Source organism: Bacillus sp. L_1B0_5, from assembly GCF_000836715.1.
GTDB lineage: Bacteria > Bacillota > Bacilli > Bacillales > Bacillaceae_G > Bacillus_A > Bacillus_A thuringiensis_S.
In genome coordinates this window covers 99,095-121,895 of sequence record NZ_JXIS01000007.1, presented here as the reverse complement: position 1 = coordinate 121,895, position 22,801 = coordinate 99,095, and the positions used below count along the sequence as shown (strand labels likewise).

The window sequence follows — 22,801 nt, the reverse complement described above, 5'->3', positions numbered from 1 at the left end:
GAGTGATATGATGAGAGTCGCCATTTTTACCGATACTTTTACGCCACAAGTTAACGGGGTTGCGAAAACGTTAGCACGATTAACAAGTTACTTTCAGAAAGAACAGATCGCCTATTCTGTTTTCGCCCCTCAACATACAGCTGAAGATAATTTCGTGGCTAATGTGAACAAGATGAGAAGTATCCCGTTAACAATATTATATCCAGAATGTCGCTTTTCTTTTCCTACTCCGCGTATTAAACGGGAACTTCATTCCTTTAAACCTGACATTATTCACATTGCCACACCTTTCAACATGGGACTTTGTGGACTGTATTACGCCAAAAAGTTAAACATCCCAGTTGTCGGTTCTTATCATACTGATTTCGATGCGTATTTACGCTATTACAAAATTGAATTTCTCACCAATATGCTTTGGAACTATTTAAAATGGTTTCATAGTCATATGCAAAAAAATTTCGTTCCCTCCCCTGAAACATTACATCAATTAAAAAATAAAGGCTTTCAGGCCCTCTCCATTTGGGGACGTGGTGTAGATTGCACACTCTTTCATCCAGCTTACAATACAGACCTATTCCGAAAAAAATATAATATTACAGCGAAGTATGTTCTTTCCTATGTAGGACGAATTGCTCCTGAAAAAGATATTGATACGTTGCAAAACCTTATCGTTAAAACATCGCATACTCGAAACGACATTCATTGGCTCATCGCAGGAGACGGACCTCTAGCAACAAATTTGCGTGAAGCTGTTCCGCAAACAAATGTCACTTTTACTGGCTACTTACAAAGTGCAGATTTAGCCGCTGCATATGCTTGTTCTAACATAATGGTATTTCCATCAGCTACTGAAACATTCGGAAATGTTGTACTTGAATCACTCGCATGTGGCACACCTGTCATTGGTGCAAATAGTGGCGGGGTTAAAAATATTATTACAGATGGAAAAACGGGAATTCTTTGTCCCCCTAAAAATGAGGATGCATTTCTATCATCCATTTATTCTTTATTGCAAAATGAAGAAAAACTTGAGCAAATGGGAATAGCAGCTTCATCTTTTGCGAAATCAAAAAGCTGGGATGAGATCTTTCGCGCCTTACTTAACCAGTATGAAGAAGTCCTTCAGCATACCGCATCAGAGTTACTTGCTTAAACAGAAAAACTCCCTTCAAAAACGAAGGGAGTTTATTACACACTTGTGAATTTTAGTTAAATGAATGATACATAAGGTGAAATATCATTTATTTCCATATTCATTATAGCAAAAATAAACATAACTAAACAGACTTGTAATAAAAACCCATAAAAATTAATATATGGTTATACAGTGTTTTTGCTGTATAATGATTTTAAGAATTCCCCTTAAAATCAACTTACTCACATACCTTTATACAGCAATTGTTCCCCAATTCTGTATATCAAAAAACCTTTCATTCATTTGAAAGGTCTTTTTGAGCCTGCACATATTCTTCTTTTGTATTTACATTTATAAACCAATCTGTATTCGCTTGTACATCTTCTCCAGCAACATACTTCACATTACATTGTGATAAAAGCTGCCCCATACTTCTTTTCTCTTCCTGAAGTAAAGCATAAATCTTTTCTTTCACGCGGTTATGATACGCTGCAAGTAGCGGCTGTTTTCTTCCATTAATAATAGGTACAACCGCATCATATTCATTGCTCGTTTGCTCTAGTAAAATGGTAAACCATTCATGCGAAACATTTGGCGCATCGCAAGGCATAATAGCGTACCAATCTGCTTCTATGTATTCCATTCCTGATACAATGCCGGCAAGCGGCCCATTTCCTTTATAGTGCGGAATATCTTCTATAACAGGAACTTGTACGAATTGCTCTACTCGCTCTTTTATATCAGAGTGACTGATGACTACAACTTCTTGGAGCGCACTTGTCATCACTTTCAAAATAAGCTCAATAAAAGTACTATCTCGCCAGCTCGCTAACGCTTTTGGCTCACCGAATCTACTCGACATACCGCCCGCTAATACAATTCCAGCCCACTTACTCATTGGCGATGCAGCTCAAATGTAATATGGCCTAATTCCGGTAAAATTAATTTATTCATCGCAAGACGAACCGCTCCGCTCGACCCTGGCATCGAGAAAACTACTTTACGTCCAATTGTACCGCCGATTGCTCTACTTAACATTGCGCTGCTTCCGATATCTTCTAAATAACTAATCATGCGGAACAGCTCACCAAACCCGACAATCTCTTTATCTAATAATGCTGACACTGCTTCGATTGTTACATCACGCTTCGTAATACCAGTACCGCCATTTGTTAATACAACATCTACGTCTTCCCTATGATAACCAGCTAACACTGCTTGCTGAATACTTTCTTTATCATCTTTTACAATTTCATAAGAGGTCACTGTATGTCCTGCCTCTTTTAATAATTTATGTAATAATTGTCCGCTCTTATCTGTTTCTTCCGTACGTGTATCGGAAATCGTAACAATCTTGCAACGCACTTCTTTTGGAGCTTGTTTTTTATGTTCAGTTACACTCATTTTGTATCTTTCCTTTCTTAAAGACTTTTCTTCATTTTATCATACATATCTTTACACAATTATATATGAAGCCAATCATGCGCCATGATACAATATAAGTATACTAACCCACAAAAAGGAAAGTGCACTTTCTTATACTCCTAGACTACACATCTTTAGCTACTCCTTATATTTTCTACATAATAGAATTCAATTTTAAAACTTGTACTAAAAAATAAATTGGAGGTCTACATATTATGGAACTATATAAAAAATTAACAACAACATTTATCCTCTTATTCATCGCTTCAATCACTGTCGGCTTTTCCTTAAAAGGCGCAATTCCATACGCTACATTAGTAAGCATTATATTCGCGACACTATTTTTACTAAGCAGTGCCTTTTGCGCAGGAAAAGCACGTCAATTGAAAGGTTGATTGCATATGTTCCAGAAGAAACCCACCCTTTCTAAATCATGTAAAAAGGAAATAAAAACGTATGAAAAGGCATGACTAATATGAAAAAGTATATTGAGCTAGATGGAGAAGTATATTGCAAATCATGCATTCAAATTGTAAGTAAAACGAAATAAAAAAAGCTTTGCGCTCACCGCGCAAAGCTTTTTTTCATATATTATAGACCAGCTTGCTCTTTTAAAGCTGCAGCTTTGTCTGTACGTTCCCATGAAAGATCTACATCAGTACGTCCGAAGTGGCCGTAAGCTGCTGTTTGTTTGTAAATTGGGCGACGTAAGTCTAGCATTTTAATAATACCAGCTGGGCGAAGATCGAAGTTGTTACGAACTAGTTCTACTAGTACGTCTTCAGATACTTTACCTGTGCCGAATGTATCAACTGAAATTGATACTGGTTGTGCTACACCGATTGCGTATGCAAGTTGTACTTCTGCTTTGTCAGCAAGACCAGCTGCTACGATGTTTTTCGCAACATAACGAGCTGCATATGCTGCAGAACGGTCAACTTTTGTTGCATCTTTACCAGAGAATGCACCGCCACCGTGGCGAGCGTATCCACCGTAAGTATCAACGATGATTTTACGTCCTGTTAAACCAGCATCACCTTGTGGTCCACCAATTACGAAGCGGCCAGTTGGATTAATGAAGAATTTCGTTTCTCCATCCATTAATTCTGCTGGTACTACAGCTTTAATTACGTGCTCTTTTAAGTCGCGATCGATTTCTTCCCATGTAACATCTGGATGATGTTGTGTAGAAATTACGATAGTATCAACACGTACTGGTTTACCATTTTCATCATACTCAACTGTAACTTGCGTTTTTCCATCTGGACGTAAGTATGATAATGTATCATCTTTACGTACTTCAGTTAAACGGCGAGCTAATTTGTGAGCAAGCGAGATTGGAAGTGGCATTAATTCTTGTGTTTCATTACATGCAAAACCAAACATTAAACCTTGGTCTCCTGCACCAATTGCCTCAATCTCAGCGTCAGTCATTTGACCTTCGCGTGCTTCTAGCGCTTGGTCAACACCCATAGCGATGTCAGCAGACTGCTCATCGATAGATGTTAAAACAGCACAAGTTTCTGCATCGAATCCGTATTTTGCGCGTGTGTAACCAATGCCTTGAATTGTTTCACGAACGATTTTCGGAATATCTACGTAAGTAGAAGTCGTAATTTCCCCCGCTACCAATACTAAACCAGTTGTTACAGTTGTTTCACAAGCTACACGTGCATTTGCGTCTTTTGATAAGATCGCATCTAAAATTGAATCAGAAATTTGGTCACAAATTTTATCTGGATGTCCTTCAGTTACAGACTCAGATGTGAACAGATGACGTTTTTTTGTCATGTGGTAAACCTCCCTACAGTAATTGTATATATTGTACGGAACTCATCCTTAATTTGCCACAAACTGCGACATACATTTATTCTCCCACACAAGCATACAGAAAAACCTTTCCTACTTTACATAGAGGAAAGGTTTAATTTGCTACTTGCATACTGCTTTTTGCCCTTCGCTCTTATCGTTCGAGACCTGTAGCCTCGCACAGGTTTTAGCACCTATTCACCTGTATTTATCAATACAAGTGAGGTTGCTGGGCTTCATCGGGCCTGTCCCTCCGCCAGCTCGGGATAAGAGAGTATCCGTCCCAACCTATACTAAAGAAATGATATTCATTTGTCAATTAATATTCACATTTTCCTGAAAGTTTTTCTCAATACGCCTGAAATGAAATATTAATAGGGAAATAATGCATTCACACAAACAAAAAGAAATAAATAGTATACATTATTTATATAATTGTGTTATACTCTTGTTGGGGATTACGAGAAATATTTCATTAAATGAAAAGGATGGTATATAAATATGAGTACTGTGAATGTCCAAATTGGTTTACACGAATTATTGAACGGAAGCAATGCACAGATTCAACTAAGTGTTCCGCAATTAGTGGAAAAAGTATTAATGCGAAATGAAGGGAAATTAACTTCTACTGGTGCCGTTTCTGCTTCAACAGGAAAATATACAGGACGTTCTCCTAAAGATAAATTTATTGTGAAAGAAGCATCGGTTGCTGACAAAATTGCTTGGGGAGCTGTGAACCAACCGATTTCTGAAGAACATTTTAATAAATTATATACTAAAGTTTTAGAATACTTAAAAGAAAAAGAAGAGTTATTCGTCTTCAAAGGATTTGCAGGCGCTGACCGCAATTACCGCCTACCAATTCAAGTTATTAATGAATATGCATGGCACAATTTATTTGTACATCAATTATTCATTCGTCCAACTGAAGAAGAATTAACAACTCATGAGTCAGGGTTCACAATTGTTTCTGCACCGAACTTCAAAGCTGATCCAGCTGTTGACGGTACAAACTCTGAAGCATTCATTATGGTTTCATTCGAAAAACGTATTGTACTAATTGGTGGTACAGAATACGCTGGAGAAATGAAAAAATCAATCTTCTCTATTATGAACTTCTTACTACCTGAACAAGATATTCTTTCTATGCATTGCTCTGCAAACGTAGGTGAAGAAGGTGACGTAGCACTATTCTTCGGTTTATCTGGAACAGGTAAAACAACTTTATCTGCTGATCCGAACCGTAAATTAATCGGTGATGATGAACACGGTTGGTCTGATAACGGTGTATTCAATATTGAAGGCGGTTGCTATGCAAAATGTGTAAACCTTTCTCACGAGAAAGAACCACAAATTTTCGATGCAATCAAATTTGGATCTGTTTTAGAAAACGTTATCATTAATGAACAAACGCGTATCGCGGACTACACCGATACTACTTTAACAGAAAATACTCGTGCTGCATACCCTATGCATGCGATCGACAATATCGTACTGCCAAGTGTTGCTGGACACCCAAATACAATTATTTTCTTAACTGCTGATGCATCTGGCGTATTGCCTCCAATCAGTAAGTTATCAAAAGAGCAAGCTATGTATCATTTCTTAAGTGGTTACACTAGTAAACTAGCAGGAACAGAGCGCGGCGTTACATCTCCGCAAGCTACATTCTCAACTTGCTTCGGTTCACCATTCTTACCACTTGATGCATCTCGCTACGCTGAAATGCTTGGTGAAAAAATCGAGAAACACGATGCGAAAGTATTCCTAGTAAACACTGGCTGGACTGGCGGCGAATATGGCGTTGGTAAACGTATGAACTTAGGTTATACTCGTGCAATGATTCAAGCAGCATTAAGCGGCGAACTTGCAAAAACTGAAACAGCTAAACATGACATCTTCGGTCTTGAAGTTCCACTTCACGTACCAGGTGTACCTGACGAAGTGTTAATGCCTGAACAAACTTGGGCTGATAAAGCTGCTTACAAAGCAAAAGCAATCGAGCTTGCAAATGAATTCAAAGAGAACTTCAAAAAGTTCGAAAGCGTTTCTGAAGATATTATTAACTTAGGCGGCCCAATCGCTTAAATTAAAACTTTCTGTTGAAATAACCCTTTACTCATATGAATAAATGTCGTGTAACCGTAAAGTTTCGCGTACTCACCGACAAAACCCAATGCGGCTTAACGGTTACACACACTTACATAAAAAAGAAGCTTACGTTTTTACGTAAGCTTCTTTCTATATACTCTTATAGCTTCTACTCTTCGCTAAATCCTCTATTCCACCTAAAGACTGTCCAAGCACAATTTTTAATTTATATACTCAAATTTTCACACGTACACATCATGGATTCAAACATATTAACTACTTTCCTACCCACTACATCTTCTGGGTTTACGACGAATGGGGCTTAAATAGGCACTGACCGCTTCTATCCCACGCCAGATCCTCTATTCCATCTATAAAGTATCTTTTTATCTTTTTTAACTCTTCGTTAGTTCTTTCTCATCTTTCATGCTATAGTATCCTAAATTCACAACGATTAAGAAATAACCACCCATAATCCCTACTGCAAATGCCCACATAACCATGTGGTGCTCAATTTCGTACATAATAATAGCACCCAAAATGGCAGCTGCAAAACGGTTAAACATACCGAGTGTCGGTGCTTTCGTCTTCTTTACAATACTATCTCCAAGCTTCTCAATTCTTCTCCCTAAAAGCCAAACGCAATACATACTTACAATAAGCCCAATTCCAGCACCTAAAAAGTGTGCTGAAAACGGTGTTAACATCCAACCTAGTAACAAAATACCTAGTATATAATACGATTGGATTTTAAATGATCTTAGTGACATACTAATCATGCTGTACCCCTCTTCATTCGTTCTTATCTATCCAACAAAAAATTTCTTTCAAATTCATATTCCTTACATCCATTTCACTCAAATCAAAAACAACATAAACCGTATGTTTATGTTGTTTAAATGTTTTTAGGAAATAATATTATACAAGATTTCGAACATCATATTCTCATATTTTGTGACGGTTTTCCAAACTTTTTTCATCCATTTATGAAAAAAATGATATCAATCTATGAACATACGGATATGATGTAATAAGCACACAAATAAAGGGGGCGTCTAATGATTTATTTTTTAATGGCTCTCATTCACCTCATTATCCCTGCACTTATCGGACTTTCATTGTATTGGTACACGAAAAATCATAGCATTTTTTACGCTGTCCTCGGTGTTCTTCTTCCTGGTATTATTCTTATTACACTCTTCCGTATTCCATTTTTAAACTTAATCCCACTTATTACTGCTATCTTATTTCTCATCTTCTTACCAAAAATAAAAAAATAGGAAAGCAGATTATAGGTGATCTGTTTTCCTATTTTGATATAGGTTCCCCTGCAATAGAATGAACTTTTACTTTCTCCGATTTCACAAACCATAGACCGACAAAAATGATAATTCCACCGATGATCTGTTGAAACGATACATATTCATTTGCCCAGACAGCTGCAAATAAAACAGCTACAAGCGGCGTTATATACATATATACCATCGTATGTGACGCCCCAATTTTTTGAACACCAACATACCACATCACTAAGCCGAATACTGTGACAAAGAAAATAGAATATAGTAAAGCAAATAGTGTCATTCCGTGAGTAATTTGAAATGGCATGACAAACACATGCGGACCACTTAACAATAATAGCGGAATCGCACCCACTAATGCAGACCATGCAGTAACACGTAATGCTGAATATTTTTTAATTAATGGTCCTGCTAAAACAGGATAAAGCCCCCAGCATATTGATGTAATAAGTCCAATTCCATTGCCATAAAAAGAACTAGTAAGTGAATGTCCTGCTACTAAAACTAATGCTGCACCAACAAAAGCAATCATAGAACCGATTAACTTTCGAGAAGAAAAATTTTCTTGTTTCAGAAAAATCGCAAATACAGTTGTAAAAATAGGTGATATAGAAATGAGTAAAAAGGCATTTGTAGCGGATGTATATTTGACAGTTTCCATAAATAACGTTTGATACAGTACAATACCTACAGCGCTAACAATGATTAATCTAGGTATATCCTTTCGCTCCATATAAACCGACTTTTCAATAAAAAAGGTAAGGAGTAACAGAAGCGGTGCCGCCACCATCATACGAAGTGCAGTAAACTCAATTGCTGTAAATTCTAACAGTCCATACTTCGCAATCGTATAGTTAATCCCCCAAATAATAACAACACTTAAAATTAATAACTCAATTCCCCATCTTCTCATGCGTATCCCCTCCGCAAAGAAGGTTATACAGAAAATTCAATCATATGTACATTTCATTATGTGAAAAAATCTTTTTATTATATGAAACTTTTTGGTAAATGAAATTATATCGGCGATTTCCCAAATATATCGACTAATCAACAAAAATCGACAATAATAGCGACTTATAAAATAAAAAAATGTGAGTCCAAAATACATTTTGGACTCACATTTCCTTTACTATACTCGAACGTGTAACTTCATATTTGGATTATAAAACTGGCTTGGGCTCTTCAACTGAAAAGTTCCTCCACCTTCATGCCAATCAACCGTTAACTTATCATCCATAAATACAAGCTTTGTACGATCAGCGATAAAATTCATTGTGCTTGATTCAATATCCACATCGCGCTCATCTTTTTCTGCTACAGCTACTAAATCGATGATTCCGCTCATAACACAACCGCAACCCTCATTATCGTAAAATAACTTTATATATTTCGCTTCACTCGGAATCGTATCCATAATCTTTTTATATGCTGCTTCTGTTACAGTAACGTACATATGTTAATCTTCATCCTCTCTTCTCTTATCATTCATATATTGTATCACCATTTTTCTCAAAAATTATATACAGAAAATTAAGACTAATATACAATGTATGTGATAAAGTTTCAGCAATCGAGCTTTTATGAGTAGTTCATGCAGGAGAAAGGATGTTTACTATCCGTGTTCAAACTACAACGATATCCTATGTTATTAGGTCTATTTAGTAGTTTCTTCATTTCTAGCGGAATGCTATTACAGCATGTACTTCCCTATTCTCCTTCTATTGACTGGATTCTAGGTTTTATTTGTTTCCTATCCGCTTCTTATTTTGCTACGAAGAATATAAACAACTCATAAAGCAAGAATCATCTTAAGGAGGATTATTAAACATGCCAGCCTTAAAAAAAATAGAGCAATCACTCGATCACTTATTTCAAATTGAAAAATACGGAAAAGATAGCGCCTTTAGTCGATTTATCCCAGCCGTATATGATCCTATCAAATTTCCTTGGCAACAATTTTTCGAAGCAAATTTTGTAGATTTATTTAACGGCCTTATGATGCACGGATCTGAAAATGTAAACAAAGTATTTTTAGCTGTATTCCCTACAGATGACGTTCTTGAAACATTCATTTCACAATCCACACCCGGTGATTTACTCTTTATGCACCATCCCCTTGTAATGGAGTGCGGTGATCCAATTGGAAGATCAGGCCGCGGTTTCGTACCAATTCCTGAAAAATATTTGCAAGGAATAAAAGAAAAACAACTTTCTATATATACATGTCACGTACCAATGGATTTTCATCAAACGCATGGAACGAGTATTTCAATTGCAAAAGCATTAAATGCTACTGTAGTGGACAACTTTGCATATGGAGGTCCAGAACAAGAACCAGTTGGCCTTATTTGTGAAATAGATGAAACATCAACAGAAGCACTCCAAAAACATCTAAAAAAACTCTTCCACATTCCTTACACAGACTTCGAAGGTAAACGACATGATTCCATCAAAAAAATCGCAATTATCGCTGGATGTGGCGATGTTGTATCTTTAATGAAGGAAGCAGAAGAAAAAGGTGCTGAAGCATATATTACAGGAGAAATCCATTGCCATATCGACAATGATTACGGCCGACATAAATATTCTCTCATTATGAATTATGTAAAAGAAACGAATATGTCTCTAATTGGGGTGTCACACTCTGCCTCTGAATATTTAGTGAAAGAGACATTGATGTATGATTGGTTTAAAGAGAATTTTGATGTGGATGTTATTTTGCTTCCGCAGGAGAAATGGTGGCTCTAACACTATCATTTTTTAATTTATATACACAATACAATCGACCACAGAAAAATAGATAAATGAGAAAGCACATGTACCAACGTAAATGCTTTCGTTGTGCCAGAAAACGAACCTACTGTTAGCACCGAATTTACTGGTGCCAACAGTATTACAGCTGGAAACCTATTTTTGAGAGAGTATACAACCCCTCTTTATATTCATGCTGCAGGTGCTGTATATTCTGTTTTTCTCATTACTGATATATAGCAATTCATTCCATAAAAAAAGACCCGAGATTCGGGTCAACAAATAGAAATATAAATGAACTACAACAAATAACAGACAAAGCCATTATATATTTTTCATAGTAAAACATCCATTATTTTCTTTTTACACTATCAATATATTATTTTTCTTTATCGTCCTCTTTTTTAGAGCGTCTACCTAAGAAGAACACAAGAACTAATAATATAATTACCAGTAGTACTCCGCTGATAATGTAATATAGCGTGTAGTCTTTTTTCGCTTCTACCGCTGTATCATTTAACTTATCGGCTGTCTTTCCTTCAATTGTAAATTTCTTCGTCCATTCCCACTTTTGATCGCCATCAGTAGCTTTCACTTCTACTCGGTACGTTCCTGGATCAAACGCTTTGTTTTCCCAGCTAATAGCGTAATCAAAGTTTGAGTTTGGCGCCATTCTTAAATTTTCTTTTTTCGCTTCAAATAAAACATCTGTACCTTTTTCTTTATATACCTTTGCATCAACACTTAAATTTTTTAACATTGCTGGCTTTACGTTTTGTAAATTTGCAGTAACAACGTTACGCCCGTTAATTTGTGTTGGCTTTACTTCGTTTAATTTCATGTCTGGTTTTACTTCAGCATCTGTCTCTTTTAAAACAACACCAATTGCGTATGCATATTTATTTTCAATTTGCACACCTTCATCTTTTTTCTTTGCATTCTCATCTTCTTTTTCTTTAAAGTATAAACCACCTAAAATAACACCATCAAACGACTCACTTGGCATTTCCAAGTTTATATCAACTGTCACTATGCTGTTAGCCGGTACTTTCGTTTCTTTTGGCATTTTAGCAATTTTAGAAAACGGATATTTCAAAGTAGAATCCGTTTTTGGTTCTACTGTACTATAATCTGTAATACCATTGCTATTCGTAATTGCTGCATTAGCAAACGATTCTACCACAACTTCTTTATTCGTATCATTTTTCATTTGGACTTGAATTGTTTGCTTTTGTCCAGGTTGCATTTTCAAATCAAAATACGTTTGATTTTTATCAATTTGATTTTCTGGTATAACTGCTGTCACAGCAAATTTCATTTCAGCTGCATATACTGAAAAAGCGTTTATCATGAAGAATGTAATTAATAGTAAGCTAGTAAATAGTTTTTTTACCATCTCTTATGTAGTCCCCTTCATATCCATTTTATAGACAAGAAAGAGATAAGGTTAAAGCCATTCCCTTATCTCTTCTCATTTTCCTCTTTTATCTTAAAGTTCCTCTTACTTACATAGGAGCGTCTGTTAGTTCCCACGTTAGTGAAGTTGTGTATTGTGTTTGTTCTTTTTTCGTTTTACCTGGTACAGATAACTCTACGCTTTGTTTCGCTTCTGCTGCATCTTTACCGAACGTATTTACCCATGTACCCATACCCTGGTTTTCTTTTGCATCGATTAAATCAGATGCTGCACCACTTGGATTTAATGTGATAGATTGTTCTGCTGTTGGTGCGTCGCTACCTGCGTTTGATTTCAAAGCTGAATTTTTTAATGTTAATGCCGCGCCATCCAACGCTTTATCATCTGCAGTTTTGAATTGACCATTTTGTTTTACTGTTAAATGCCATCCAGCATTTGTACCACGGTTATCTGTTACTTGAACGTAGTTTGGGACGTCAATTACAGAACCGTCTACTTTTTTCTTTACTTTATCTAATTCTGCAAAGTAGATTTCGTTATTCCCTGATGCTTTTTGTGTTTTAAAGTTGAAGTTAGATACATAATCAATACTTAGTGGACCATCTGTACCTTTTTTATCTGGATCAACTGGATCTACAGTTTCATCTGGATTCTCTGGATTAACAACATCAATTTTATCTGTATTTTTCTCGAATTTAATGAATGCTTTTGAGTCTAATTTCCCGCCATCTTTCTCAGCTGCAAATGCAGACGTCCCTACTGATACTGATGATAATGTTACCGCTCCAATTAATGCTAATTTTGCTAGTTTCATAGTTTTATACCCCTTTATAATCATTTTTCAATTCATTTATTCTTAATTTTCAAGCTTATAAAAGCTTAGTTTGGTGTATCTTCTAAAGTCCAAGTTAACTCAGCTGAATATTTCGCACCTTTTTCTTTCGCTGTCGTACCTGGTACGAATAAGCTCACACTCTGTTTACCTTGTTCTGTCCCTTTACCAAATGCAGTCGTCCAATCACCCATACCTTTATTCTTTGCGGCAGTAGTAATTTCCACCGCATCTCCACCTGGAGCTAGTGTTACTTTATTTTTAAATGTTGTAGGTGCATATTGTGCATCAGTTACAGAATTTACAACTGGGTTACTTAAGCTTAAAGCTGCATTTGTTAACTCACTATTACCACTTTTAAATTGTGCATTTTGCTTTACTTTTAATTTCCATCCTGCATTTGTACCACGGTTATCTGTTACAGATATGAAGTTAGGTACTTCAACTGTTTTAGTCGCTTGTTTTACTTTATCCAGTTTTGCAAAGTACGTTTGATCATTACCAGAGATAACTTGCTCGCCGAAGTGTAAGTTAGAAACGTAGTTAATACTTAATGGACCTTTTGTTCCTTTTTCATGGTCACCAGGGTTCTCTGGTGTAACTTTTTCATTTGGAGTTTCTGGATTGTTTGGATCTGTTGTGCTTGTATCTTCAATAAACGTTACATCTGTTTTTGATTTCATATTTGCTTTCTCTTCCGCAAATGCTGAAGTTCCTACTGCTGCAACTGATGTTAATGATACTGCACCGATTAATGCTAATTTTGCTAGTTTCATATGTACCTTCCCCTTTTCTCTGTTTTCATCTATTTTTTATTTTGAATACACTTGCTTTCCCCTAATTCTTTTGAATACATATAGAGATAAAACAATCGAAAACAATCCTATATATTGTTTGAAGTCCCGTGTCTGGCCTCCTGTTTTCGGTAAATATTTATCTCCATTTTTATTTTTATCAACTGTCTCTTTTTTTGTATTTATCTTTGTCGGATCAGTTGATGTATTTGGTGTATAGCTATTCGAAAATGTAATACCCGCTTTTGAATTCGTACTTGTAGCCGTTACTACATTTGCCATAAGAAACGGCACACATATAACTGTGGAAACGATAATACCAACTATTTTTTTCATTACTCTCTCCTTTCTAAAATTTATATATTTCATATATTTTTAGAGAGGAGCATCGGTTAATGTCCATTCTAGCTGTCCAGCATATTTAGTATTTGCTTTGACATTCGGCCCTGGTTTTACTTGTAAATGAATTCCTTCGTTTTCCTTCCAATTTAGTGAAACCTCCTCGTCGTTTTTAGAAGTATACGAGAATGCTTCTATACTAGAAGTACTTAAAGGTGTATCCTTTCCATTTCGTTTGTAAATCAATGCTCCTGTCAATGTGTCATTTTGCGCTGAAGTTAATGGTGTAATTTCCTTTACATATACACTCCATTTTTGCTTTTTAACACGATCATCGGTTACCTTTAAAGGATTTGAAATCGCCTTCGGTGCGTATGTCGTTGTTTTCGATGGAATTGTTAAATCTCCAAATGTAATTTCTTTTGGTACGTCTACTAACTTTAAAGTCCCATCAACGACAGTAACCGGCACTTGAATCTCCGCTTGTACACCTTGCTTCGTTTCAATTACAACCGTTACAGTATGATTCCCTATTGTTTTGGTATCTGGAATATTGATTAACTTCACTACTGATATTGGTTTATCTACATCCAAATTCGTATCTACAGATAAATCTGTCACAAATTTAGAAATATCCATTTTTGTTAAATCTGTTCCTTGCACTACTTTTTGTAGGACTGGTTTCCCAGTTGGAATACCTTTATACCTTATTTTTGCGATTCCATCTCGATTACTATCTTGTCCATTCTTATCGCCATCTAAATAATTTTTAGCTGACACCGGTATTTCAAGATAACCACCTTTGTAATATTTCATTACATCAGCACCTTTTACAGGAGAACCCGTAATTGTCATTTCATAAATTTTCCCGTTGAATTCTTCTGTTTTTAGCGCATTTACTTTCGCAACCGCAGTGACTTTATTGTTTGTCCTGCTAATATCAAAGAAACTACTTACATCATCTCCACTCTCCACATCTTGAATGGAAACATCATTCACAGTAAAATCCTTATTCACTTCACTTTCTAATACAAAAGATTTCGCATAGTGAATCTCTTTCGATTGAGCAGGCATATTTTGATATACCTTATAAGAAAGTTGACGGGAATTATCTTCCACAATATCTCCTATTACACTTGGAGCTGGAATTTCAATTTGTGCAATCGCTAATTGGTCGTATGATACATTAACACCTGAAGCATTTAATCTAACTTCTAGCGGTAATTCTGTTAAATTATCAAATGTAATTGTCATATCTGCTTCTGGAGTAGCTACTGGACCTGCTGTTCCAGAAAACTCGATTTTATTATTCCCTTTGTCTTGATACCTAATTGAACTCGTATCATACACGTATAAATTCGTTAAATGACTACCATCATTACGTAACGTTACATTTTTATAACTATTTATCCTTTTGAAATTCCACATTGCCGTTAATGGTACTTTTTTACTTGTTCCGTGTTCATAAAATTCAAAGGAAGCATTATAAGTTTGTCCTGACCTTCCGTTCCCATATAATTGTAAAAAGTTTTTTGCATCACCTTTAGTTATTGGTGTTTTAACATCTACAGATGAAGCTGTCATAGAGTGAATATTAATACGGACATCAATCCATTTCCCTTGATATTCACCAGCTTTTTTTACTAATACGTACTGTTCTCTATTTGAATTTCTAAATGTATATTGACTTTGACCAGTTCTGTCATTGCTACTACCCTTTACCTCATATGTTACTTGTGGGCTCCAAACAAATCTAAAAGCATATTTACCCGAGATAGAAGGCCCTTCACCTGTTCTATTATTTATTACCTTTACATTTGGATATTTAAGAATACTTGTAACAGGACTAGCAGCTAGTAGAGATTGGCTCTTTAATACCTTCTCAGCTTGAATAGCAGGTAATTCCTGATTATTTTCGTTTATCCTATTGCTCTCTTTTAATTCATTTTCCTTTGGTACGAGTTCCTCATTAACCTTTTCTTTCGCTAAAGTCTTCGTTTCTTTTGGAACTTCAGCATTAGTAGCATTTATTTCTTGTTTTTTATTTTCTTCCGATACTTTCACTTTTTCACTGATTTCTTTTTTCACAACTTCCTCTGAAGCCTTTGGATTTTCATCAGAAATAGCTATATTTAAAGCCTCTTTTTTCTCTACAACATGTAGAGAAGGAGATTCAATTTTCTTTTCATTTCCTTCAAACTTCACTATCGGTTCAAATTTGTACTCTCCAGCTTTTTTCATTTGAATGACTACATATACGTCACCGATAAAATTACTTTGCTCATTCTTTTCAATTTTTACAATGTGATCTTCTGTTACTGAAATGCTTTGAATCGCTTTATTGTTTTCGTTCATTTTTTTCGTTTCTGCTTCATTGAACAGCTGCTCATTAGATAATTTCAGCTCGATATTAGCATCTTGTTTATTTGTATTTGTAATCTTTAATACTACATTTTCATCAACTTTTATTTCTTGTTTATCCATATGAACGATAAAACGTCCTTGCTCGTCGTTTGTAACCGCATAAACTTTCGTTGCAGAGTAATCTAGCACACCAACTTGCGTAAATAATATTCCTCCAGCGAGAAGTATACGCCCAAATTTACCTATTTGATTTTGCAATGTACTTCCCTCCCCCACTTTCTATGTACCGAATATTTCGAATATTAGATGTATTAATCGACTAAATTTACAATCATAATGTGTATTCCTAAAAAATAAAAAGCCTGGTTGCCTCTTCGATTTTCATACATCACAACATGTGTGAAAATCCAAACTGCAACCAGACTATCATAGTAATTTTCATTACCTTAGACTCTTAGCTTTGCGACCTATCCTTTCGAATAGTGTGCCCATTTATTTTTTCTTTTTGAGACAATAAAAAATCCGGTTGCCTCTTCGATTTTCATACATACAACTATGTGTGAAAATCCAAACTGCAACCAGACTATCATAGTAATTTTCATTACTTTAGACTCTTAGCTTTGCGACCTATCCTTTCGAATAGTGTGCCAAAAATAGGTATTTATTTATCGTGTTTTGAATATACCATTAAAACCCAAAAAAGAAAATAGTTTTTTTAGAAAAAAACAATTAATTTTTATAGTCTAAATTTTTTACCAAAAAATCCATAATAAAAACTTATAAAAACATTTTGATCTTAGAAACACATCATACATTCTTTATCGATAAAATGAGATTTTTACTATCCACAAATAGCAAGATAAAATAGAAAAACATCACTTATTTGGAAGTGATGTTTTTTCTATTTAATGCAGTGGTAACATAACCTCAACCGTCGTTCCAACCCCAACTTCACTTTCAAAACTCATTTTACCGTTGTGGTCTTTAATAATTTTTTCTGTAACTACTAAACCTAGACCAGTTCCTGTTTCTTTCGTTGTATAAAAGGCTTCATTTAACTTTGGAATTTTATCTTTCGGAATGCCGCATCCCTCATCTTTCACTTGAATGATGATTCCATCTTTTACAGTAACTTTAATCGTAATTGTTCCGCCAACTGACATTGCTTCAATTGCATTTTTAATTAAATTAAAAAAGACCTGTTTTAATCGTTTTTCATCACATGTAATTGATGGTAAGTCTTTACTGTAAATACCTTGTATGTTGACTCCTTGTTTTAACGCAGGCTTTTCCATAACTCGAATAACATAAGAGATAATTTCTTCTATGTTATGAGTTTCTGATTCTAGTGATTTAGAGTTCTCAAATCCACTAAGTTCTGTAGCAATTATATGAATCCGATCTACTTCTTGTTTCATAATATCACTATAAATTTTATCCTCTGGATGCTTGTCTGCTTGTTTATTCACAAGTTTTTTTAAGTTTGCTAAAGGTCTTCTAATCTTATAACCAATAACCGTTGCCATCTTTCCAACAGCTGCTAGTTTTTCTGTCTGTTTTATTTCTTTATCCATCATCTCAAGCGTACGAACGTAAGACTGAACCCTCAAAAATATAATCCAACATATGATAGTAAATACGCTATATAATGCCATTGGAATTAAAACGAGAGAAGATTGAATAATGATTCCTGTAAGAGCATACTTTCCGACAAGTATCGCTGGAACTAACCAGAAATATCTTTTATTCACAAAGATTGGTGCGAACAAAATAAAAAATCCTTCTACTATATTTCCACCGTCAAATTCTGCATCGCTACCATAATAAATCATAATGTTATGGATACAATCTAATACATTATAGCCAATTAGAATAATATACTTTACCGCAAAAACATTCTTCCATTTCATAAAGTATATTCCAATACAAAACAATACCACCATCAAAAAGTAAAGCCATAAACCTAAGCCATCTTCAAACTCTCCTACGCCTTCTTGCTCTCCACCGATTAATGGTACGATAAATTCATAGGCAAGATCATATACAAAAAATATAATGAAAAATAAACTTAAAAATGCTTTCAGCGCCTTTATTTCTTCATTTTTAAATATATAGCCTTTATTCATATGGTAACTCCTAGCTTTTCTTCCACTTGGATTTCAGTATTTCCACACTTCCTTGGGAGAATGATGTCTATTCTCGTTCCAGTATCTCTTTCACTTGAAATATGCAGCTCACCAAGGTGCTCGGCGACAATTCGATTCGCTACCGTAAGTCCCAGACCAATTTTATCTTGTTTCGTTGTATAAAAGGCCTCTGTAACACGAATTAAGTTTTCTTGCTTAATACCATGACCATTATCAATCACGCTGATCATTACATACTCTTTCCCTTTATTTTCTAATCTTACATGTAATATGCCACCTTGTTCCATTGCCTCTAAAGCATTTTTTATCGTATATATAAAGACTCCTCTTATTCTTCGTTCATCACATTCAATTTCTACTGTTTTTTCTTCCACATTAGAAATAAACTGTACGTTTAATTCATTCATTTTTTCGCGAAGACTTGTTATTACTTGTAATACAATTTTCCCCACATCATGTTTCTTATAAATAGAAGGTTTGCATGTAGCAACTTCCATCAACTCACTTATCATATTATTCATATTTTCTATTTCAAAAATCATACGTTTATAAATAGGATCCTCTTCATGCTTCTCTCGTTGTAATTGTGTAAATCCTTTTAATGAAGCGAGTGGATTTTTAATTTCATGTCCAACCGTCGCTGCCATTTTCCCAATTACCGCTAATTTTTGCGATTCACTAGCAATCGCAATACTTTCCTTTACAGCTGAAAGATATTGTAAAAATCGGTTTAAAATGATATATGCCGCTATTAACATAAGTGTATACATAATAAGGTACATAAATGCTTTTACTTCCTCTAATACAAATAAATAAATCAAATATTTTCCTACAATAGAAGAAAGTAAAATCACATAAAATTTTTTATTTAAAAATATGGGTACAAAGAAAATGAGAATAATTTCTATTATATTTGTCGCATCAAACGCCGCCTTATTATAAAAAACATACGAAAATATATTAGCGATTTCTATCCCTATGTATGCAAATATCCATGCATATTTAACAAGGTTGGCCTTCTCTTTTTTCATTAAATATATATTCACGCACAGTATTGCTACTCCGCAAATAACTTGCCATACTATGTTGTACCCCTTATCCATTATTGATTTATCGTCTAATACGATTGCATAGAAAATTTGATATACAATAACAATGACATATAACACCCATAAAAGGATTTTTGCATTCCTTTCTTCTTCTTTATATGATAGAAAACTTTCTTTCACTTCAACACCCCTTCAAAATAATATCTCGAAGAATACCATTTATTATAATAAATGATTTTCATAGACAAACAAAGATAAATCGAACATTTGAGGAAAATCATCCCAACTATGCAATATCTTCATGCTATATACAAGCATAAAAAACATAAACAATAATACGTATATTATGGGAGGTGTTTTTTATGGACGGCAAAAAAAATAAAAAGACAGAACAACTCCAATCTTTCACGCGTGAGAATGAAGGAAAAGAGATGACAACAAATACAGGTGTTAAAATTTCAAATGATGAAAACTCTTTAACTGCCAGTGATCGTGGCCCTACCCTTCTAGAAGATTTCCTTATGCGAGAAAAACTTTCTCACTTTGACCGTGAACGAATTCCAGAACGAGTCGTTCACGCACGAGGATACGGAGCACATGGCATTTTTGAGTTATATGAATCTTTAGAAGAGCTAACAATGGCCCACTTTCTACAAGACCCTTCAAAAAAAACACCGCTTTTTATTCGTTTCTCTGAAGTAGCTGGATCAAAAGGAGCAAATGAAACGAATCGAGATGTAAGAGGATTCGCCGTTAAATTTTATACAGAAGAAGGAAATTTTGATTTAGTAGGAAATAATATTCCCATTTTCTTTATTCAAGATGGCATTAAATTTCCTGATCTAATTCACGCCCTTAAACCAGAGCCACATAATGAAATTCCACAGGGCCAAACAGCACATGATACTTTTTGGGACTTCATCGCCAACAATCAAGAATCAGCTGCAATGATGATGTGGATTATGTCCGATCGTACAATTCCAAGAAGCTTTCGAATGATGCAAGGATTTGGAGTTCATACATTTCGTCTAGTTAATAGAAATGGAAAGTCACGATTCGTGAAATTCCATTGGAAACCAAAGCTCGGCGTTCATTCGTTAATTTGGGATGAAGCACAAAAACTAGGCGGTGCTGATCCAGATTACCATCGCCGTGATTTGTGGGAAAATATTAATGCTGGAAACTACCCTGAGTACGAACTTGGCATTCAAATTTTAGAAGAAGAGGACGAATTTAAATACGACTTCGATATATTAGATGCAACGAAAATTTGGCCTGAAGAAGATTTTCCCGTTAAAATCATTGGGAAAATGACCTTAAATCGCAATGTAGATAATGTATTCGCTGAAACTGAACAAGTGGCACTACACCCTGGAAGTATCGTCCGTGGTATTGACTTTACCAATGACCCTCTCTTACAAGGTAGACTCTTTTCTTATACAGACACACAATTAGCACGCGTTGGTACAAATTATCAAGAACTACCGATTAACCGCCCGATATGCCCATTTCATAACAACCAAAGAGATGGTGCGTCTAAATATATAATCGACAAAGGAAAAGTTGCCTACCATAACAATTCCTTAGCAAATAATTCTCCTTATACTGTACCTGGGACAAAGGGGGGATTCGTTACATATCCTTCTACTGTATCTGGTCATAAAACAAGGGAAACTGCTGCTAGCTTCAAAGACCACTTCTCTCAAGCTCGTTTATTTTGGAATAGTATGAGTCACGTCGAAAAAATCCACATTATGCAGGCTTTCTCCTTTGAATTAGGAAAAGTCAAAAGTAAATCTGTCCGCCAACAAGTCGTGGATATGATTGGACATATTAGTACAGAATTGGCTACTTTAGTTGCAGAAGCTATCGGGGCAAAAATCCCAAATGTGCAAGAATCCAACGTTACAAAATCATCTCCAGCACTCAGTATGGCAAATACGACCTTTAGTCCTAATACATTACGAGTAGGTGTCATTGTTGCAAATGGATATGATGGGCCCAGCGCACAATATATAATAAATCAGTTCAAACAAGTAGGTCTTCAACCAGTGATCGTTTCCGAACGATTAGGCATAGTGCAGGGAACGCAAAATGGACAGTGGGAAGTAAATGATACTTTCTTAACAGGCTCACCACTCCTTTATGATGGATTACTTCTTATCGGCGGAAAGATGGATGATCATTTTCTTAACAAAGCAAGTTCATTTGTCGTAGAATCATATAATCACTTTAAGCCAATTGGCTCCTTCCAAAACGGCTCGTCTATTATTCAATCTTTAAATATCGAAGGAAATCCTGGTGTTTTAATAGAACAAGACCCTATACGACTAGCAAATGAATTTATTAAAGCTATGACAAAACAACGCTTTTGGGATCGAGCATATTCATAAAATAGGGGGACATTTATGTTTATTACTGTCGAGAAAGATGTGCATATTTTTGTGCAAGACGTTAATCCTGGTCCAGGTAGTAAGACTGTTTTCTTCGTTCACGGATGGCCTTTAAATCATCAAATGTATCAATATCAACTCAATGTTTTACCCGAGCATGGCTTTCGCTGTATCGCCATGGATATACGAGGGAATGGGCAATCTGATAAACCATGGACTGGTTACACGTATGATCGATTAGCCGATGATATCGCAATTGTTCTAGAAGCACTCCAAGTAGAGAACGCTACGTTAGTCGGTTTCTCAGTTGGTGGTGCTCTTTCTATTCGCTATATGTCTCGCTATAACGGGCACCGTATTTCTAAGCTCGCATTAATTGACGCTGTCTCCCCCTCTTTCGTTAAAAATCAAGAGTCCCCTTACGGTGTACCGAAAGAACAAGCAGATGCTCTTATTAATCAAATGTATGCTAATTTACCAAAATTTTTAAATGATGTATCTTTATCCTTTTTTAATAGAAACTTAGGAGCCGCAACCCTTGAATGGTTTTCTTATCTCGGTATGCAGTCCGCTTCTTATGCCCTTATCAAAATTTTACAAGCAGCTGCAAATGAAGATGTAACGAAAGATTTAAATAAAATTAACGTCCCAACGAAAATCTTCCACGGCGTTCACGACCAACTAATTCCTTACAAAAGTGCTGAGCTTACGCAACAACGAATTAAAAATTCTCAGTTACATGCTCTTACAAATAGTGGCCATGGTTCACCAATCGATCAAGCGGATGACTTAAATAAAGAACTGATAAAATTTTTACAGGCATAACAACTGCAATACAAGAATGAAAGTTAACATAATCGTTTTTTTACAAAACATAAAATTCACACATTTCTCACAAACACACAAATAAAACGATTACATTTTCATATATACTAAATGTACAAGTAATAC

20 protein-coding genes and 3 riboswitches are annotated in these 22,801 nt (G+C 35.3%); of the genes, 7 read left to right on the top strand and 13 right to left on the bottom strand.

The window, feature by feature from the left end; all coding sequences use genetic code 11:
* The first annotated feature begins 10 nt into the window (after nucleotides 1-10).
* Nucleotides 11-1,153, top strand: coding sequence for a glycosyltransferase family 1 protein (locus tag RT27_RS02655; protein WP_043935242.1), 1,143 nt, complete (start codon nucleotides 11-13; stop codon nucleotides 1,151-1,153).
* A gap of 277 nt (nucleotides 1,154-1,430) precedes the next feature.
* On the opposite strand, the gene RT27_RS02650 is transcribed toward RT27_RS02655, so the two are convergent.
* A complete protein-coding gene (locus RT27_RS02650; protein ID WP_016079988.1) occupies nucleotides 1,431-2,033 on the bottom strand; it encodes a molybdenum cofactor guanylyltransferase in 603 nt (200 codons plus the stop codon).
* The gene (locus RT27_RS02645) at nucleotides 2,030-2,539 is read right to left on the bottom strand and encodes a molybdenum cofactor biosynthesis protein B (RefSeq protein ID WP_016079987.1); all 510 of its coding nucleotides are present in this window, start codon (nucleotides 2,537-2,539) and stop codon (nucleotides 2,030-2,032) included. The genes RT27_RS02650 and RT27_RS02645 overlap by 4 nt, the downstream gene beginning before the upstream one ends.
* Nucleotides 2,540-2,775: 236 nt before the next feature.
* Between RT27_RS02645 and RT27_RS02640 the strand changes: the two genes are divergently transcribed.
* On the top strand, nucleotides 2,776-2,955 hold the full coding sequence (locus RT27_RS02640) for a hypothetical protein (protein ID WP_002123244.1): 180 nt from the start codon (nucleotides 2,776-2,778) through the stop codon (nucleotides 2,953-2,955).
* Between the two features lie 196 nt (nucleotides 2,956-3,151).
* Here RT27_RS02640 and metK read toward each other — a convergent pair whose 3' ends face one another.
* Complete coding sequence (metK, locus tag RT27_RS02635) at nucleotides 3,152-4,351, bottom strand: methionine adenosyltransferase (RefSeq protein ID WP_000163117.1); 1,200 nt, start codon at nucleotides 4,349-4,351, stop codon at nucleotides 3,152-3,154.
* 169 nt (nucleotides 4,352-4,520) lie between these two features.
* Nucleotides 4,521-4,642, bottom strand: a riboswitch (SAM riboswitch).
* A gap of 228 nt (nucleotides 4,643-4,870) precedes the next feature.
* Here metK and pckA point away from each other — a divergent pair.
* Complete coding sequence (pckA, locus tag RT27_RS02630) at nucleotides 4,871-6,457, top strand: phosphoenolpyruvate carboxykinase (ATP) (protein ID WP_043935241.1); 1,587 nt, start codon at nucleotides 4,871-4,873, stop codon at nucleotides 6,455-6,457.
* 398 nt (nucleotides 6,458-6,855) lie between these two features.
* Here the strand turns inward: pckA and RT27_RS02625 are convergent, their stop codons facing one another.
* The gene (locus tag RT27_RS02625; protein WP_000624926.1) at nucleotides 6,856-7,239 is read right to left on the bottom strand and encodes an ATP synthase subunit I; all 384 of its coding nucleotides are present in this window, start codon (nucleotides 7,237-7,239) and stop codon (nucleotides 6,856-6,858) included.
* A gap of 279 nt (nucleotides 7,240-7,518) precedes the next feature.
* Here RT27_RS02625 and RT27_RS02620 point away from each other — a divergent pair, with 279 nt between their 5' ends.
* The gene (locus RT27_RS02620; protein ID WP_000639042.1) at nucleotides 7,519-7,740 is read left to right on the top strand and encodes a hypothetical protein; all 222 of its coding nucleotides are present in this window, start codon (nucleotides 7,519-7,521) and stop codon (nucleotides 7,738-7,740) included.
* A gap of 28 nt (nucleotides 7,741-7,768) precedes the next feature.
* Here the strand turns inward: RT27_RS02620 and RT27_RS02615 are convergent, their stop codons facing one another.
* Nucleotides 7,769-8,674, bottom strand: a complete 906-nt coding sequence (locus tag RT27_RS02615; protein WP_043935240.1) for an EamA family transporter — start codon at nucleotides 8,672-8,674, stop codon at nucleotides 7,769-7,771.
* Nucleotides 8,675-8,893: 219 nt separating this feature from the next.
* Complete coding sequence (locus RT27_RS02610; protein ID WP_000289570.1) at nucleotides 8,894-9,217, bottom strand: iron-sulfur cluster biosynthesis family protein; 324 nt, start codon at nucleotides 9,215-9,217, stop codon at nucleotides 8,894-8,896.
* A gap of 374 nt (nucleotides 9,218-9,591) precedes the next feature.
* On the opposite strand from RT27_RS02610, the gene RT27_RS02605 reads away from it, so the two are divergent.
* Nucleotides 9,592-10,512 (top strand): Nif3-like dinuclear metal center hexameric protein, encoded by a 921-nt coding sequence (locus RT27_RS02605; RefSeq protein WP_043935239.1) that lies wholly within the window; start codon nucleotides 9,592-9,594, stop codon nucleotides 10,510-10,512.
* A 382-nt stretch (nucleotides 10,513-10,894) separates the two neighbouring features.
* On the opposite strand, the gene RT27_RS02600 is transcribed toward RT27_RS02605, so the two are convergent.
* The 7 genes from RT27_RS02600 to RT27_RS02570 all read right to left on the bottom strand — a co-directional run bounded on the left by RT27_RS02600 (nucleotide 10,895) and on the right by RT27_RS02570 (nucleotide 19,637).
* A complete protein-coding gene (locus tag RT27_RS02600) occupies nucleotides 10,895-11,911 on the bottom strand; it encodes a DUF916 and DUF3324 domain-containing protein (RefSeq protein ID WP_043935238.1) in 1,017 nt (338 codons plus the stop codon).
* 109 nt (nucleotides 11,912-12,020) lie between these two features.
* A complete protein-coding gene (locus RT27_RS02595) occupies nucleotides 12,021-12,746 on the bottom strand; it encodes a WxL domain-containing protein (RefSeq protein WP_043935236.1) in 726 nt (241 codons plus the stop codon).
* 65 nt (nucleotides 12,747-12,811) lie between these two features.
* On the bottom strand, nucleotides 12,812-13,540 hold the full coding sequence (locus tag RT27_RS02590; RefSeq protein ID WP_043935234.1) for a WxL domain-containing protein: 729 nt from the start codon (nucleotides 13,538-13,540) through the stop codon (nucleotides 12,812-12,814).
* Between the two features lie 36 nt (nucleotides 13,541-13,576).
* Nucleotides 13,577-13,894: a hypothetical protein gene (locus RT27_RS02585; RefSeq protein ID WP_000724871.1), complete on the bottom strand. Its 318-nt coding sequence runs from the start codon at nucleotides 13,892-13,894 to the stop codon at nucleotides 13,577-13,579.
* 39 nt (nucleotides 13,895-13,933) lie between these two features.
* A complete protein-coding gene (locus tag RT27_RS02580; RefSeq protein WP_043935233.1) occupies nucleotides 13,934-16,519 on the bottom strand; it encodes a WxL domain-containing protein in 2,586 nt (861 codons plus the stop codon).
* Nucleotides 16,520-16,671: 152 nt separating this feature from the next.
* Nucleotides 16,672-16,760, bottom strand: a riboswitch (cyclic di-GMP riboswitch).
* 71 nt (nucleotides 16,761-16,831) lie between these two features.
* Nucleotides 16,832-16,920, bottom strand: a riboswitch (cyclic di-GMP riboswitch).
* A 246-nt stretch (nucleotides 16,921-17,166) separates the two neighbouring features.
* Nucleotides 17,167-18,387 (bottom strand): ATP-binding protein, encoded by a 1,221-nt coding sequence (locus RT27_RS02575; protein WP_043935232.1) that lies wholly within the window; start codon nucleotides 18,385-18,387, stop codon nucleotides 17,167-17,169.
* Nucleotides 18,384-19,637 carry an ATP-binding protein gene (locus tag RT27_RS02570; RefSeq protein WP_043935231.1) on the bottom strand — a complete coding sequence of 418 codons (1,254 nt, stop codon included), beginning with the start codon at nucleotides 19,635-19,637 and terminating at the stop codon, nucleotides 18,384-18,386. The genes RT27_RS02575 and RT27_RS02570 overlap by 4 nt, the downstream gene beginning before the upstream one ends.
* 182 nt (nucleotides 19,638-19,819) lie before the next feature.
* Here RT27_RS02570 and RT27_RS02565 point away from each other — a divergent pair, with 182 nt between their 5' ends.
* The gene (locus tag RT27_RS02565; RefSeq protein ID WP_043935230.1) at nucleotides 19,820-21,850 is read left to right on the top strand and encodes a catalase; all 2,031 of its coding nucleotides are present in this window, start codon (nucleotides 19,820-19,822) and stop codon (nucleotides 21,848-21,850) included.
* Between the two features lie 15 nt (nucleotides 21,851-21,865).
* A complete protein-coding gene (locus tag RT27_RS02560; protein ID WP_016079974.1) occupies nucleotides 21,866-22,675 on the top strand; it encodes an alpha/beta hydrolase in 810 nt (269 codons plus the stop codon).
* Nucleotides 22,676-22,801 lie beyond the last annotated feature (126 nt).

Excerpts from the sequence above, each read along its gene's own strand:
- RT27_RS02655 (WP_043935242.1), top strand. The coding sequence starts at position 11 with ATGAGAGTCGCCATTTTTACCGATACTTTTACGCCACAAGTTAACGGG.
- RT27_RS02650 (WP_016079988.1), bottom strand. The coding sequence starts at position 2,033 with ATGAGTAAGTGGGCTGGAATTGTATTAGCGGGCGGTATGTCGAGTAGA.
- RT27_RS02645 (WP_016079987.1), bottom strand. The coding sequence starts at position 2,539 with ATGAGTGTAACTGAACATAAAAAACAAGCTCCAAAAGAAGTGCGTTGC.
- RT27_RS02640 (WP_002123244.1), top strand. The coding sequence starts at position 2,776 with ATGGAACTATATAAAAAATTAACAACAACATTTATCCTCTTATTCATC.
- metK (WP_000163117.1), bottom strand. The coding sequence starts at position 4,351 with ATGACAAAAAAACGTCATCTGTTCACATCTGAGTCTGTAACTGAAGGA.
- pckA (WP_043935241.1), top strand. The coding sequence starts at position 4,871 with ATGAGTACTGTGAATGTCCAAATTGGTTTACACGAATTATTGAACGGA.
- RT27_RS02625 (WP_000624926.1), bottom strand. The coding sequence starts at position 7,239 with ATGATTAGTATGTCACTAAGATCATTTAAAATCCAATCGTATTATATA.
- RT27_RS02620 (WP_000639042.1), top strand. The coding sequence starts at position 7,519 with ATGATTTATTTTTTAATGGCTCTCATTCACCTCATTATCCCTGCACTT.
- RT27_RS02615 (WP_043935240.1), bottom strand. The coding sequence starts at position 8,674 with ATGAGAAGATGGGGAATTGAGTTATTAATTTTAAGTGTTGTTATTATT.
- RT27_RS02610 (WP_000289570.1), bottom strand. The coding sequence starts at position 9,217 with ATGTACGTTACTGTAACAGAAGCAGCATATAAAAAGATTATGGATACG.
- RT27_RS02605 (WP_043935239.1), top strand. The coding sequence starts at position 9,592 with ATGCCAGCCTTAAAAAAAATAGAGCAATCACTCGATCACTTATTTCAA.
- RT27_RS02600 (WP_043935238.1), bottom strand. The coding sequence starts at position 11,911 with ATGGTAAAAAAACTATTTACTAGCTTACTATTAATTACATTCTTCATG.
- RT27_RS02595 (WP_043935236.1), bottom strand. The coding sequence starts at position 12,746 with ATGAAACTAGCAAAATTAGCATTAATTGGAGCGGTAACATTATCATCA.
- RT27_RS02590 (WP_043935234.1), bottom strand. The coding sequence starts at position 13,540 with ATGAAACTAGCAAAATTAGCATTAATCGGTGCAGTATCATTAACATCA.
- RT27_RS02585 (WP_000724871.1), bottom strand. The coding sequence starts at position 13,894 with ATGAAAAAAATAGTTGGTATTATCGTTTCCACAGTTATATGTGTGCCG.
- RT27_RS02575 (WP_043935232.1), bottom strand. The coding sequence starts at position 18,387 with ATGAATAAAGGCTATATATTTAAAAATGAAGAAATAAAGGCGCTGAAA.
- RT27_RS02565 (WP_043935230.1), top strand. The coding sequence starts at position 19,820 with ATGGACGGCAAAAAAAATAAAAAGACAGAACAACTCCAATCTTTCACG.
- RT27_RS02560 (WP_016079974.1), top strand. The coding sequence starts at position 21,866 with ATGTTTATTACTGTCGAGAAAGATGTGCATATTTTTGTGCAAGACGTT.